12 protein-coding genes and 1 tRNA gene are annotated in these 12,708 nt (G+C 39.2%); 5 read left to right on the top strand and 8 right to left on the bottom strand.

The window, feature by feature from the left end; genetic code table 11:
- Positions 1-11: 11 nt before the first annotated feature.
- The 4 genes from POV27_RS03475 (at position 12) to POV27_RS03460 (ending at position 5,356) form a co-directional block, all read left to right on the top strand.
- A complete protein-coding gene (locus tag POV27_RS03475; protein WP_272861334.1) occupies positions 12-2,303 on the top strand; it encodes a hypothetical protein in 2,292 nt (763 codons plus the stop codon).
- A gap of 30 nt (positions 2,304-2,333) precedes the next feature.
- On the top strand, positions 2,334-3,914 hold the full coding sequence (locus POV27_RS03470) for an Hsp70 family protein (RefSeq protein WP_272861333.1): 1,581 nt from the start codon (positions 2,334-2,336) through the stop codon (positions 3,912-3,914).
- Between the two features lie 265 nt (positions 3,915-4,179).
- Positions 4,180-5,079, top strand: a complete 900-nt coding sequence (locus tag POV27_RS03465) for a vWA domain-containing protein (protein WP_272861332.1) — start codon at positions 4,180-4,182, stop codon at positions 5,077-5,079.
- A 22-nt stretch (positions 5,080-5,101) separates the two neighbouring features.
- Positions 5,102-5,356: a hypothetical protein gene (locus tag POV27_RS03460; protein ID WP_272861331.1), complete on the top strand. Its 255-nt coding sequence runs from the start codon at positions 5,102-5,104 to the stop codon at positions 5,354-5,356.
- Positions 5,357-5,538: 182 nt separating this feature from the next.
- Here POV27_RS03460 and POV27_RS03455 read toward each other — a convergent pair.
- The 5 genes from POV27_RS03455 to POV27_RS03435 form a co-directional block, all read right to left on the bottom strand.
- Positions 5,539-5,611: transfer RNA gene (locus POV27_RS03455), tRNA-Met, on the bottom strand.
- A gap of 70 nt (positions 5,612-5,681) precedes the next feature.
- On the bottom strand, positions 5,682-6,047 hold the full coding sequence (locus tag POV27_RS03450) for a SpoIIAA family protein (protein WP_272861330.1): 366 nt from the start codon (positions 6,045-6,047) through the stop codon (positions 5,682-5,684).
- Positions 6,048-6,160: 113 nt separating this feature from the next.
- Positions 6,161-6,520, bottom strand: a complete 360-nt coding sequence (locus POV27_RS03445) for a SpoIIAA family protein (RefSeq protein ID WP_272861329.1) — start codon at positions 6,518-6,520, stop codon at positions 6,161-6,163.
- Between the two features lie 40 nt (positions 6,521-6,560).
- Positions 6,561-6,740, bottom strand: a complete 180-nt coding sequence (locus tag POV27_RS03440; protein WP_272861328.1) for a zinc ribbon domain-containing protein — start codon at positions 6,738-6,740, stop codon at positions 6,561-6,563.
- A 2-nt stretch (positions 6,741-6,742) separates the two neighbouring features.
- Positions 6,743-8,662, bottom strand: a complete 1,920-nt coding sequence (locus POV27_RS03435; protein WP_272861595.1) for an ABC-F family ATP-binding cassette domain-containing protein — start codon at positions 8,660-8,662, stop codon at positions 6,743-6,745.
- Positions 8,663-8,721: 59 nt separating this feature from the next.
- Here POV27_RS03435 and POV27_RS03430 point away from each other — a divergent pair, with 59 nt between their 5' ends.
- A complete protein-coding gene (locus tag POV27_RS03430) occupies positions 8,722-9,105 on the top strand; it encodes a DUF983 domain-containing protein (RefSeq protein ID WP_272861327.1) in 384 nt (127 codons plus the stop codon).
- Here POV27_RS03430 and POV27_RS03425 read toward each other — a convergent pair.
- Genes POV27_RS03425 through porM form a run of 3 tightly spaced genes read right to left on the bottom strand, consistent with a single transcriptional unit; the run spans position 9,077 to position 12,666 of the window.
- Positions 9,077-10,129 (bottom strand): NAD(P)/FAD-dependent oxidoreductase, encoded by a 1,053-nt coding sequence (locus POV27_RS03425; protein WP_272861326.1) that lies wholly within the window; start codon positions 10,127-10,129, stop codon positions 9,077-9,079. The two genes, POV27_RS03430 and POV27_RS03425, sit on opposite strands and share 29 nt — an antisense overlap.
- A gap of 57 nt (positions 10,130-10,186) precedes the next feature.
- The gene (gene porN, locus POV27_RS03420; RefSeq protein WP_272861325.1) at positions 10,187-11,086 is read right to left on the bottom strand and encodes a type IX secretion system ring subunit PorN/GldN; all 900 of its coding nucleotides are present in this window, start codon (positions 11,084-11,086) and stop codon (positions 10,187-10,189) included.
- Positions 11,087-11,106: 20 nt separating this feature from the next.
- The gene (porM, locus tag POV27_RS03415) at positions 11,107-12,666 is read right to left on the bottom strand and encodes a type IX secretion system motor protein PorM/GldM (RefSeq protein WP_272861324.1); all 1,560 of its coding nucleotides are present in this window, start codon (positions 12,664-12,666) and stop codon (positions 11,107-11,109) included.
- Between the last annotated feature and the right edge of the window lie 42 nt (positions 12,667-12,708).

Genomic DNA, 12,708 nt, shown 5'->3' with positions numbered 1-12,708 from the left:
AAAAGAATGACATGAAGATTATCATTACAACCCTGTTACTTTGCCTTACAGCATTTTGTATTGCCCAGAATAATGGTCCCATTAGAATTATAGATTCAAATAGTGTCGAACCACACAAAAATAATAATTCTGTAAACCGCCAATACCCAACAATAACGGAAGACAATCCAACAACTACATTTAAAGTATGCTCCTACGACCAAAACACACGATTTGTAATTATAAAGAATTCGAATCCAGAATTCATTAAAATCATCAGTGTTGATAAAGAAGGCCAGAACTCTTTAAAACTGAACAATTCCTATGGTCTTTATAGAGATTCGGTGCCGTACACCAAAAACAAAAGCTTCTTACTTAGTAGAGAATTTGAATTAAAGTTTGATGTAAACGCAAAAAGAAAGTATGGAACCCTGTCTATCTATACTATGGATGGAAAAAACCCCATCTTTTTATCCTATAAACACGAAAGTATCACCGAAGCTTTTAAAATAGATACCACAAAAATAAACAGATACGATAACACTCTTTTTATGATTAAGGATCTTGATACCGTTTCTAAAACTGTTTCCTTTTCATTCGACAGCCTACAAATTGACAAAACAGTTCAAAAAACATTCATCCTTGTTAATCCATCCAAAGACACTATTAGTCTCAATTACATAAAAGGAAACGAATTTGCCAACTACAATTGGGGAAGTATCCAACCCATTATAGACACCACCAAGATTTTGCCTCTTTCAAAACAAGACTTTGTCTTACAGTTACATCCCAAAAAGGACTCCATTCCAGACGAACCAAACATAGACAAAACACAAAGAGCAATTAATAACCTAAGCCCAGAAGAAACCCACTCATTGGATACCACAATTGGAATTACCGTTGGAAACAATTTCAATCAAAAAATAGTTGTAAAAGCTGTTTTCTTCGAACCAAAATCCAAACCTACTTTCTTTTCGAACATTTCAACATTTTACAAATCCAATGTAGGTTACTTAAACCCTATCTTCCTATTGTTGTTGATCCTTCTTGATTATTACTTTTTCCAGTTCATATTCAGAAGGCCTTCCATCAAAACAGTTAAAAAGCACCTCGCAATTGAAAACAAACTACCTCAAGGAAACGAAGAAACCAAACTCCCAAAAATTTTTGGGGAATGGAAGTCATTCTTAGAGGAACAACGGGAGGTTATTTCTCTTTCTAAAAGCAAAGATAGTTTTCTTGATTCTGACGGTAAAAGCTCAGACAAAATCCAGCTAAATCGCAATAAAAAAGCTGTCCAAGATTTATGTAATGCTTTAAACATTCCTTGTTCTGAAAATGATTTTCAAATCCCATTGACTAATGTTCTCAAAAAGTTCGAAAACCTGAAACAGGAAAAAAAACAGATGCAACCCTTTAAAGAAGGTTTCCGCGAAATAGAAGTCACAGAATCTTTTATGATTAAAAATCATGTGAACTTTATCAAGGAGTTATCCAGTCTACAGATTAGTTCGAGTGCAGATATTAATACCGTAAGGTTCGAAAGGGAAAAAGCAAAGGTCATAGATGAAATTTATCAGATCCTGAGAAAAAAAGAGGGAAGCCCTGGTGTTTTAAAGGCTACAAATGATCTCTCAACCTTTAAAAAAGAGCTATCGGAAATCGTATCAAAATTCCACGCGAAATACCCTGCTTTTGTTTATGAATTCACAGAGGGTCTTAAAGCAACGCTAATAGATCTTAAAAAACTAACGAATACTATCAATGTTCCAGAATCAATATTCGCCAAGAAAGTTGAAACCCTGATATTCGGTAGAACAGGGAAGCGGGGATTTGCATTGGCACACGAAATATGCATGGACACCAAAGAAGACGGACTGTTAGCACAACGCCTCGGCCTAACCAAAGGAGTCATGTTTAGGGAATTGAAAAAACAAGATTTCTACCAAAAATTCATTTCTTCTTTTAAACTGGAAATTAACACATTATGCATTTTATACGCCTATAGTAAAGCCACTACCGTTGCCTATAAAATGCAAAAAGAAGGGATTGATCTCCAGATATTAAAAACTATATATGAGCGGGTAATCGATTCTTTAAAAAACGTTGGGGTGTCTATATCGATGCCTTCCCTATTTCGCGACACTTTCAAAGAAGGGGAATACGAAATGGCACAAGACAGTTCCCTGATTTATCATTTTGGTCCTGAAATCGAACAACTCGATTCTGGAATCATTTACGATCTCACCAAAGTAGCAATCATTACGAATTTTGATGGTAATGACCATTACGAAAATCTTCCAAAAGTATTGTATAAAACGTAAGAACATTTAATAACACCAAAACTTAAAAATATGAAAGCCATAGGAATAGACCTTGGAACCACAAATTCGGTTATTTGTGAATACTCGAGAGGTGACAGAAAAATTTTGAACATAGAAGGATCCCAAACCGTTCCCTCAGTGATATACATAAACAACGGGGAAACTATAGTCGGTAAATCTGCCAAAAACCGCCTTTTAATTAACTCAAGCCAATGCTTGAGTTCTACAAAAAGAAATATGGGTTCGGATTGGGAAAAAGAAATTGAAGGTACAAAATACTCTGCCGTAGATGCTGCAAGGATCATCCTTATGTATTTAAAAGAGCAAGCAGAGGATATCGATGATGTAGTGATTACTATCCCGGCTTATTTTGAAGAAAACCAAAGGGAACAAACCATGGAAGCTGCCAAACAAGCAGGGTTTAATGTCCTCAGGCTTTTACCAGAACCTACAGCAGCAGCCATTAGTTACGGACTTAACAAAGAGAAAGACCAGACCATACTGGTTGTTGATTTGGGGGGAGGTACTTTTGATGTGTCGATATTAGAAGTCATTAATAATGACTTTACGGTAAAGGCTGTGGATGGTAACCATCAATTGGGAGGAGATGATTTTGATTTGGCCATTGTAAAATTTTTAAATGACCACATCAAGGAACAATTTGGAAAATCGCTGGAAAAAGATCCAGTAGCCCAACAAAAACTAAAAGAAGAGGCAGAACGGGTAAAAATAGCTTTGGCCACAGCTAAAAGCGAATCGATATTCATCTCTGAACTTGTTCCGAGCATAAGCATCGAAATCGATAAGTTCACCCGAGACCAATTTAAAGAACTGATTCAGGGACACCTTGACGAAATTGTTTCCAAAACCAACGATGTTATTAACCAAGCTAACTTGACCAAAGAAGATATTAATCGGTTCGTACTGGTAGGCGGTTCATGCAAACACCCGCTGGTTCAAGAAGTCATTGAAGTACATTTTAGAAAACCCTATTTATCTGATAATATGGACACCTGTGTTGCTGAAGGAGCAGCTATCCTTTGCAATAACTTAATGACCCCTACTAATGATGGAAGCACTAAAGACATCTTTCCTACTGCAGGACCTGATGGTAATAATCAACTAACTACCGAAGAAGTAGTCATTAAAGATGCCGTATCGCACTCCCTGGGAATCGATATGGTGGACTCTATAAACGACCTATTTTTTGCACCCATCATCCCCAGGAATACAAACTACCCTTGCAAGTCTGCCATTATTGGATATTCAGATGGTTCTTTAATGCAGGAAAAGGTCATCATGAGTGTTTTTAGGGGCGAAGACAACAACCCTAATAACAATACATATTTAGGGGTTTTAAACAACAAAGTCCCTAGAAAATACATCGGCGAAGTACAAATGGCTTACGTCGCTGTTTTTGAATTGGATGAAAATGGAATTCTAACATTTAAGAGTATAGAAATACCACTGACTATGGATAATAGATCGTTGATAAAACAGCTAACAAGCGATAGAAAGGAGGACGAAATGACCGTGCCTTGGGAATTGGCATACGAATTAGCAGAAAAGCATGGATTCGCTATCAAAGAAACCAAAATCGAAACGAAGTAAATGAAATAGTATGAACAAAAAAATAAGATTTATTGTCTTACCCACCCTAGGTGCGCTAGTAGGTTGGGTAGTTCTGGAACCATGGAATGACTCGTATGGCTACTTTCGAGACTTTATGCTGTTTTATTCATTGGCATTGGGAATTGTCTTAGCAGTGTTATGTGAACAGGGAATACACTTTATAAAACCGAAACTTTTTCTGCCTTATCTCAAAAATTACAGAACATATATTATTCCCTTAGTTGGGGCATTACTTATAAAACTAATGTTTACAAAATTTGCGAAAGAGGAGATCCAGTGCAACAATGATGAAATAACCGATCACATTGTTTTAATACTGGACAACTCCAGTAGCATGAGCGGGAGGCCTATGAGGGAGTTAAAATCTTCTGTTGAGGAGTACCTTCAACTCTTAACGTGCTCCAAAAGCAATGATCAAATTGCAGTAGTCTCATTCAATAGTTCAGCAAGAATAATAAACGACCCTACTGGTAATTATGAAATGGTCCTTAATAAAGTAAGCAGTTTATGGGCCAGTGGTGGGACCAATATGTCTCAGGGATTGCAATTGGCTTATGGGCTACTACCTCAATTCGATAGGCAAAAAGCAACATTTATCCTGGTTTCCGACGGACTGCCCAACAATGCAAATGAGGTAGTAAATCTGGTGGTACAGAACCCACAGATAGATATTAACACCATTGGTGTGGGAAATGGATATGATGAGCATCTCCTTAGGCAAATCGCTTCAAACAGCAATGGTAAATTCTTCCCTGCAGACGATATAACAAACCTCACAAATGTGTTTAAACAAATTGCGAAAAATCAGGGAGGGGGTATTACGCAGGTTAATTCAGAAAAAGATAACTCCATAAAACTAGGACATACAAAACGAATTCTAGGATGGACGCTTTTGGGGCTTTTTATAGGCATAACCATTGGCAGGGTAGATAAAAGACCTGGCGTTAAACGCATTGTCTTAGTAGGCAGTTTATTGGGCGGGTTTATAAGTTCATTGCTGTTTATTGTTTTTGACAGTATTGGTTTTTCATCCGGATGGACCTTACGAATGATCACTTTTGGCCTTTTTGGTTTTTTAATAGGACTGTCCAATTATTTAGTAAGCAAACTGTTTGCAAGATTGAACACAAAATCACCCTATTAGTATAATTTAAAAGAAACACAAAATGAGCAATTGGAAAAAAGTACTGAAAAAAGTAACGGATTCTACTTCCAACGCATTTGGCAAAGGTAAGGACATGGTAGCCATTAATAAACATAAAAGTGCAATTAACAACTGTTTCAAAGAAATTGGCAGCCGCATTTATGAATCATATAAAGAGGGAAAGACTAATATGTCTTTAAATGACATTGAAATTCAAAACATACTACAAGATGTAGAATATCATCTGAAAAAAATTGACAAAATATCAAATCAATAAAGGGATCCTATAAATTTCATTTCGAAGATTAGATAGGAAATAATAGCACTTCTATAAAACAAACAAAGTATTTTACATTATACGAAAGATAGGGTCTTATCGCTTTTATTATTAAGACCAAAGCATAAACACTGACTTCCAGCCACAAAAAAACCGGTTGATTTCTCAACCGGTTTTCGTAGTAGCGGGAGCTGGACTCGAACCAGCGACCTTCGGGTTATGAGCCCGACGAGCTACCTACTGCTCTATCCCGCGATGTGGACGGCAAAGATACAACAGAGTTTTAAATGCCGCAAGAGTAAGTAAAATAAATTTTAAGAAATGATTATTCTTCCCGCCTGGCTATCCAAGCCATGGCGTTCATACGCTCTTCCGTCGTAAAATTCCGAATATTAACCTTTGCGATAAGCGTATCCAGATTCCCCAACATATGAATCCACCTTCTATTGGTCACCAAAGCAATCTTATGGAAGCGTTTTGCATGCTCTATCGGGAAAAGCGTTGCAATAAAAACCGCATTCAATGTGAAGCTTTCTATCCCCGAATCCTCTAAATACAAATTGATCTTATCATGCTCCTCAAACTTTTCCAATATCTGTGCACGCAATGCATTAATAGCCACGGTATCCATCTTACCATCGATGATATAGCCAATCGTATCTTGTGCAAAACTAAAGCCTGAGAACTTCATGGGGATTTTTATTACCCAAAAGGTACAAATAAAATAGGGTTGCGATACAATTCTTACGGGCTATTTGCCCAAGAGGAAATGTGGTTTATCGAAAACTATTGAATATCTGCAGATTACAATTCCTCCGCAATCCAGTCCATCGCCTTTAAACGGTCTTTAATCTTGAAATTCTTAATCTTCGTAGAGACCAGAAAATTATTCAACCAACAAATGAAGTGGATCCAAGATCGATCCGTAACCATGGCCGCTTTCCGGATCCTTCCCCTATGCCTGTGCGGAAACAAGGTAGTAATAACCATGGATTTAAGGGAAAAACGCTTTACACCACCATCTTCCAAGTAAACACTAATGGTTTCATGCCGCTCCAAACGCTTTAGAATCTCATCGCGCAAATATTCTATGGAAGCGGCGTCCATAACGCCATCCACAATATAACCTACGACGTCATCGCCCAGATCGAAGTTTAAAAACACGGAAAAGTTTGTTAAGGTTTGCTAGGATCAAAGATAAAAATTACTGCTGAATACTTTCTGCACGAAAATTCTCCAATTCGCCATCCCTAAATCCCGTAATTATCTGTATGGGATTGCAGCAGACCTCACAGTCTTCAATATAAGAAGTGCTCACAGAAGGATCCAATAACATGGAAATCTCCTCCCAACAATGCGGACATTGAAAGAAATGCTCTAACATAACTAAGATTGCGCTTCAATCGCTTCGGTAATTTCCTCCCACTGCAACATGAATTCGTCCAATTGTTTCTTCTTGGCTTGATAATCATCGAAGAAATTGGGTTGTGCAATGGTCTCTTCATAATTGATGGAAAGCTCCACATCAATTTCCTTGATCTCCTTTTCCAATTGACTGATGGACGCCTCCACCTTGCTCAATCTATTGTTCAAGGACTTCAATTTCTTTTGTTGCTCGTAACTTAGTTTCCCACCAGTCTCTTTGGGCTTCTCTTCCTTCTTTTCGGTTTGGGTCCGCTTTTCCGCTTCCCGCAGGTTCTGTAAATTACGCTGTTCCAAAAAATAATCGATATCCCCAAGATATTCCTTAATCTTTCTGTCCTTGAATTCATACACCCTATTCGTAAGTCCTTGCAAGAAGTCCCTATCGTGAGAAACCACTACCAAAGTCCCTTGAAAATTCTTCAGGGCCTCTTTCAACACATTCTTGGATTTAATATCCAAATGATTGGTAGGCTCATCCATGACCAACACATTAAAAGGCTGCAATAATAATTTGGCCAAAGCCAGTCGGTTTCGTTCCCCTCCCGAAAGCACGCGAACATACTTATCTACTTCTTCCCCACGGAATAAGAAGGCCCCCAAAATGTCACGTACCCTTGGGCGCGTTTTTTCATCGGCGGCATCCAGCATAGTGTCCTCTACGGTTTTGGAGCCATCCAAATAATCTGCCTGATTCTGGGCAAAATACCCGATCTGAACATTGTGACCTAACTGTACATCACCTTCATAGGCTATTTCGCCAACAATCATCTTGGCCAAAGTGGATTTACCCTGTCCATTTTGCCCTACAAAAGCAATCTTGCTATCCCGCTCTACTAACAGATCTATATTTCTAAGCACTTCCTTTTCCCCGTAGTTCTTTGAGGCATTTTCGGCAGTGACCACTACTTTTCCAGGCGTCACCGAAACAGGGAAACGAAGGCTCATTACGGCGTTGTCATCCTCATCCACTTCAATCCGTTCCATCCTATCCAATTTCTTGATAAGCGATTGTGCCATGGTTGCCTTACTGGCCTTGGCACGGAACTTCTCAATAAGCTTCTCGGTATGTTCGATATGTTTTTGTTGGTTCTTTTGGGTCGCCAATTGCTGTTCCCTCAGTTCACTTCTCAACTGAAGGTATTTGGAATAGGGCTTCGGGTAATCGTAGATTTTTCCCAAGGAAATTTCAATGGTTCTATTGGTTACATTGTCCAAGAACATCCTATCGTGCGAAACCAGCATTACCGCTCCGGGATAGGATTTCAGAAAGTCCTCCAACCATAAAATGGATTCAATGTCCAAGTGGTTGGTAGGTTCATCCAATAGTAAAATATCGTGATTTTGAAGTAACAACTTGGCTAATTCTATTCGCATGCGCCATCCCCCAGAAAAGGTATCGGTGACTTTATTGAAATCTTCCCGCTGAAAACCCAATCCCTGAAGGATACGCTCTGTCTCACCTTGATAGTTATACCCACCGTGGATCTCGTATTGATGCTGGATTTCATTTAAATCTACCAGTAACTGATTGTACGACTCACTTTCATAATCGGTACGCTCGGCCAATTGGGTATTGATACCTTCGAGTTGCTGCTCCAATTCCTTGATTTGGGTAAAGGCCTCGTAGGATTCTTCCAATACCGTACGTCCCTTTACGAAGTCGATATCCTGTTTCAAAAATCCAATGGAAATCTCCTTATCGGTAGCAATAGCGCCTTCGTCATATTCCTGTTCACCAGAGATAATGCGAAGCAAGGTCGATTTACCAGCTCCGTTTTTACCTACCAATCCCACGCGATCACCTGGCGTAAGCATAAAGGTAATTCCCTGGAACAAATATTCCCCTTGAAAAGAAACCGATATGTTATGAATGTTTAGCATTCCTTCAACATATAATTTGTGCAAAGATGCTTAATTTTGCAGTACCAAAAAAACGGCCTATGTCATTCTTAAAAGGCACTAAGATTTACAGCATCTTTACTGGAAAATGTCCCGTTTGTCATGAGGGCAAAATGTATGAAACTTCCAATGCCTATAACCCCTCGCAAACCCTGAAAATGAATGAGCGTTGCTCCCATTGCAACACCAAGTTTAAAATAGAACCTTCCTTTTTCTATGGCGCCATGTACGTAAGCTATGGGGTTGGTATCGCTTTTGGAGTAGCTGCCTTTGTTATTGCCTATGTTTTCTTGAATTTAAATCCCACACAGTCTTTTTTAGCCATTATAGGAACTCTTGTGGTTTTCTTGCCTGTAATATTGCGAATTTCCAGAAATATTTGGATTAATTTCTTCTTTAAGTTCGATCGGAAGAAAACCTCCTAATATCCACTTCGGCAGGTAAAGGAAGTTCATTTTCAATATGATTCCATAACATTTGGGACAACAAGGGAGCCATTAGCAACCCGCGTGTGCCCAATCCATTGAAGAAATAAATCCTGTTATTGGATACACTCCCTAATAAGGGTTTCCTGTCTTTTACCGTAGGACGCATTCCGACCTCTTGTGCTACCAGCTTAAAAGGACCATCGATCATTTTATTTACTGCTGAAAGAAGTTGCTCTCTGCCCTTTTCGGTAGTTTCATGCGAAGTATCGCCATGGGCAAAAGTCGCCCCTATCTTGTAAAGGTCATCTCCCAATGGAATAACGAAAAATGGACCTTTAATCACTTTATCTATTTGAAGGGTATCTGCCTTGATCGTTATGTACTCCCCTTTCTTGGGAATAACTGCATCCACATTGAAAAACGGATTCTGAACTACGGAAGCCCCTTCCGCGAAAACAACGTACTTGGCTTTCACATCCCCGTATACCCATCCATCTTCTTGTTCTGTTAGGCGATCGTATTGAAATGCCTCTGAAATGAACTTTCCTGCATTACTTACATGAGAACGATACGCATCGAGTAAAAGGTTGGTATTTAATTGAAGGGCTTTCTTCACTTCACCCAATCCGTTGGGTGCTTTCAATCCTTCGTAAGGATTGCTTTTGATTTCCGGATCGATAAAACTAGCAAGCTTTTGGGAACCACTTGCCACCAACCATTCGTTCTGTTCTTCGGCGCCAGCAAATATCCTCAGGATTTCGGTTTCCTTATAGAAATCGGTTTTCAATCGTTTGCCAATGGCATCATAAAACGGAAGGGCTTCTTCTAAAAAGGAAGTCGCGTTCCATACTGCAGTCACCCTTTTAAGCACTACGGGATTTACAATTCCCCCCGCAACTTGCGTAGCAGCCATTTTAGGGCCGTCTAAGGCCACAAAATCCTTTTGTGAACGTAGGAGTCGTTCACAGAAAGAAATGCCCGCAATTCCGAGCCCTACGACCAAAAATTCAACCTCTTTCATAAAAAAACCCTCCAAAGCTACGCAATGGAGGGCAAATATATCATCTAATAGAAACTATTAATAGTTCCACATATCTATTTCGATGTTACGAATTTGTTCTTTAATTCGATCCGATTCCAATAACTGCATCAAAGCATTATCGTTGATGTAGTCTGAAACGCTACGGTCTCCCTGAACGTTATCTTCTTTGTACACCACTCCGTGGAACCTTCTGGAATTAAGAAGGTGATCGTAGGAGATGGGCTGAGAAGTATTCTTACGGTTGAAAGCTTTTGCATTGTGCAAAACATTTCTTGCCGATGGGAACCATACCCAGAACAAATCTACAGAAGCATCAATACTTTCATCGTCGAAGGCTTTAGAACGCGCTTCGTTAGCTACAGGACAAAGACCCAACATACGGTATCTCAATTCTCCCTGTCGCTTATCCAAGTACCAATAACCTCTTACTTTCCATGCCTGAATATCTCCAGCATCTAACGAGAAGCGACGAATATATTCTGGATCTACTATTCCTTCGGCATTGAACTGCTCGATACCCAAATCTGTGGTATCTACATATTCCAAGGAAGCTCCAAGATCGCCCAAGGTTCTCTTCTCGGTGAAATAAGAATCTGCATACACATGCTCAATCTCACCTGTTTTGATCCCCTTTACCAAGACGTCATAAAGTGAACGCCTTTCGGAACCGATATTCATGGTATCGATAGGGTAGTATAATGGGAAATTCACTCGCTCGTCAAGATCTATATACTCCCAAGTGGTTTTGGACCAAAGTACATCACGCTCATCTACGTAACCGTATGGTAGCGGCTCGTCGTTATCGTAAGCGATTTGTGCTTCTGTCTTAATCCCAATCTCATCGGGAGTCTTAGCATTAAGGATGTTAATCTGTGCAGTAGCACTTACACCCAATAAGAGGCCAATTCCACTTAAAACAACGTGTCTCAAATTCATAAATCGAAATTTTACTTTTATTAGTTTGTTAACTCAATACAAACTGGAGAGATCTTCTTCAACTTGTATCCAGAGTTGTTTGCAATTCTTGCGTTGATATCGAAAATCTGAACGGTCTCACCACGCTTCGCTCTACGCAAAGCATTCTTAGCAGGTCCGTCTAATTTTCTTCCGCTTACGGCTACTGTTGGCTGACCGGAAACTTTGAACTTAAACCCTGTTACGTTAAGGTTAAGATCGAAGTCGAAGTCTTCCAAAATAGCACCTACACTAGAAATCTCAAGTCCTTGACGCTGCATACGCACACATCCTCCATCTCCAGTTTCCCCACGAATGGTTCCTACTGGGCGTGGAATGTCCTTGATACGGAAATTTTGCTGATCCGATTTCTTAGAGCCATCAGGTAAAGTAGCAGTTACATTAATTGTAACCTCTCTACCCTGACCAGGACGCATTTCATAAGAGCTTCCAGACTTTCTTGTTAGACCAGGAGCTGTTGCATTTACATTCCTTGCTCCATCAAAAGCGATGGTCATAGGGTTAACAACACCTCTATAAACAACGTTCATCTTGGTAGCTGAAATTGTTGCTTTGTTTGGCTGATTGATTGTTGTGAACTTTTGGTTTACATCTACAGGGATTTTTTCTCCATCTTGAAGGAAAATCAATTGACCTTTAATTTCATGGTCACCTACTCCACCAGCACTAACTTTCAACACAACTCTACCATCTTGAATTTCATATTGATCTTCAGTTAATGGTCTTCCATCTAGCGTAAGTTTTACTTCATTCGGTCTTGTTCCGGCATCTTTTCTACCCAAAACAATTGAACCATCGAAAGACTCACCAGCGTAATAAGCTCCCTTAGATTGCTCCAATAATGTAGTATACTTATCGAAAGAAGCAATGTCCGCTGTTTTACCAGCTAACATTTTGGAAAGTAGCTCATTCTTAGTATTCTTAATATCGGCCTGAATCTGAGTTAATTTAGTAAGTGAAGCCACCAATGGGAATCCTTCATAATTATATCTCAGCCAGTCTACCTTTTTACCGTCTCTATTTGTAACTTTTTCAGTTGAAAAATTATCATTTATAGATTTTCTAATATCTGGATATAGAGAATCACCAATGATCGTTGTAAGACTAGTTCTATAGCTATCTATCTTATCGATAAAGTCCTGACCTTCTTTTTTGTACTTATCCGCATTGAAGAAACGTCTGTCGAAGAAATCCGGCTTATCCATTACTTCATAATCCGTGGGATCTTCTATTCCTTTTACTGCTTCACTCTTAAGAGTTTCCAAAAAGCTGTCAAGTTCTGCTGAAGCAGTACTTACTTCTTTGGCTTTACCTAATAAATCCGAATACTGTTCTGGCGCTTCTGAAGCTTTCACTTCTAGGCTTTCCATAAATGCAACGTTTCTTGCCGTTGTATCGGTATTAGCCTTTTCAATTTTCTCGTTTAACAGCCCGAAAGCAGATAATACTTCTTTGGACATGTTTAATGCCAACATTGCGATGAAAACCAGATACATTAGGTTAATCATCTTTTGCCGCGGGGATAGTTTACCTCCTGCCATCTTTTCTCTTTTTAAAGATTAATAATTACAGTTAGGAAACTA

The organism is Aureisphaera galaxeae (assembly GCF_028561275.1).
GTDB classification, from domain to species: domain Bacteria; phylum Bacteroidota; class Bacteroidia; order Flavobacteriales; family Flavobacteriaceae; genus Aureisphaera; species Aureisphaera galaxeae.
This window is presented reverse-complemented; position numbering and strand designations above follow the sequence as displayed.

What these genes read in the sequence shown, in the direction of transcription:
- POV27_RS03440 (WP_272861328.1), bottom strand. Translation starts at nt 6,740, where the DNA reads ATGTTAGAGCATTTCTTTCAATGTCCGCATTGTTGGGAGGAGATTTCC.
- POV27_RS03475 (WP_272861334.1), top strand. Translation starts at nt 12, where the DNA reads ATGAAGATTATCATTACAACCCTGTTACTTTGCCTTACAGCATTTTGT.
- POV27_RS03435 (WP_272861595.1), bottom strand. Translation starts at nt 8,662, where the DNA reads ATGCTAAACATTCATAACATATCGGTTTCTTTTCAAGGGGAATATTTG.
- porN (WP_272861325.1), bottom strand. Translation starts at nt 11,086, where the DNA reads ATGAATTTGAGACACGTTGTTTTAAGTGGAATTGGCCTCTTATTGGGT.
- POV27_RS03470 (WP_272861333.1), top strand. Translation starts at nt 2,334, where the DNA reads ATGAAAGCCATAGGAATAGACCTTGGAACCACAAATTCGGTTATTTGT.
- POV27_RS03425 (WP_272861326.1), bottom strand. Translation starts at nt 10,129, where the DNA reads ATGAAAGAGGTTGAATTTTTGGTCGTAGGGCTCGGAATTGCGGGCATT.
- POV27_RS03430 (WP_272861327.1), top strand. Translation starts at nt 8,722, where the DNA reads ATGTCATTCTTAAAAGGCACTAAGATTTACAGCATCTTTACTGGAAAA.
- porM (WP_272861324.1), bottom strand. Translation starts at nt 12,666, where the DNA reads ATGGCAGGAGGTAAACTATCCCCGCGGCAAAAGATGATTAACCTAATG.
- POV27_RS03450 (WP_272861330.1), bottom strand. Translation starts at nt 6,047, where the DNA reads ATGAAGTTCTCAGGCTTTAGTTTTGCACAAGATACGATTGGCTATATC.
- POV27_RS03465 (WP_272861332.1), top strand. Translation starts at nt 4,180, where the DNA reads ATGTTTACAAAATTTGCGAAAGAGGAGATCCAGTGCAACAATGATGAA.
- POV27_RS03460 (WP_272861331.1), top strand. Translation starts at nt 5,102, where the DNA reads ATGAGCAATTGGAAAAAAGTACTGAAAAAAGTAACGGATTCTACTTCC.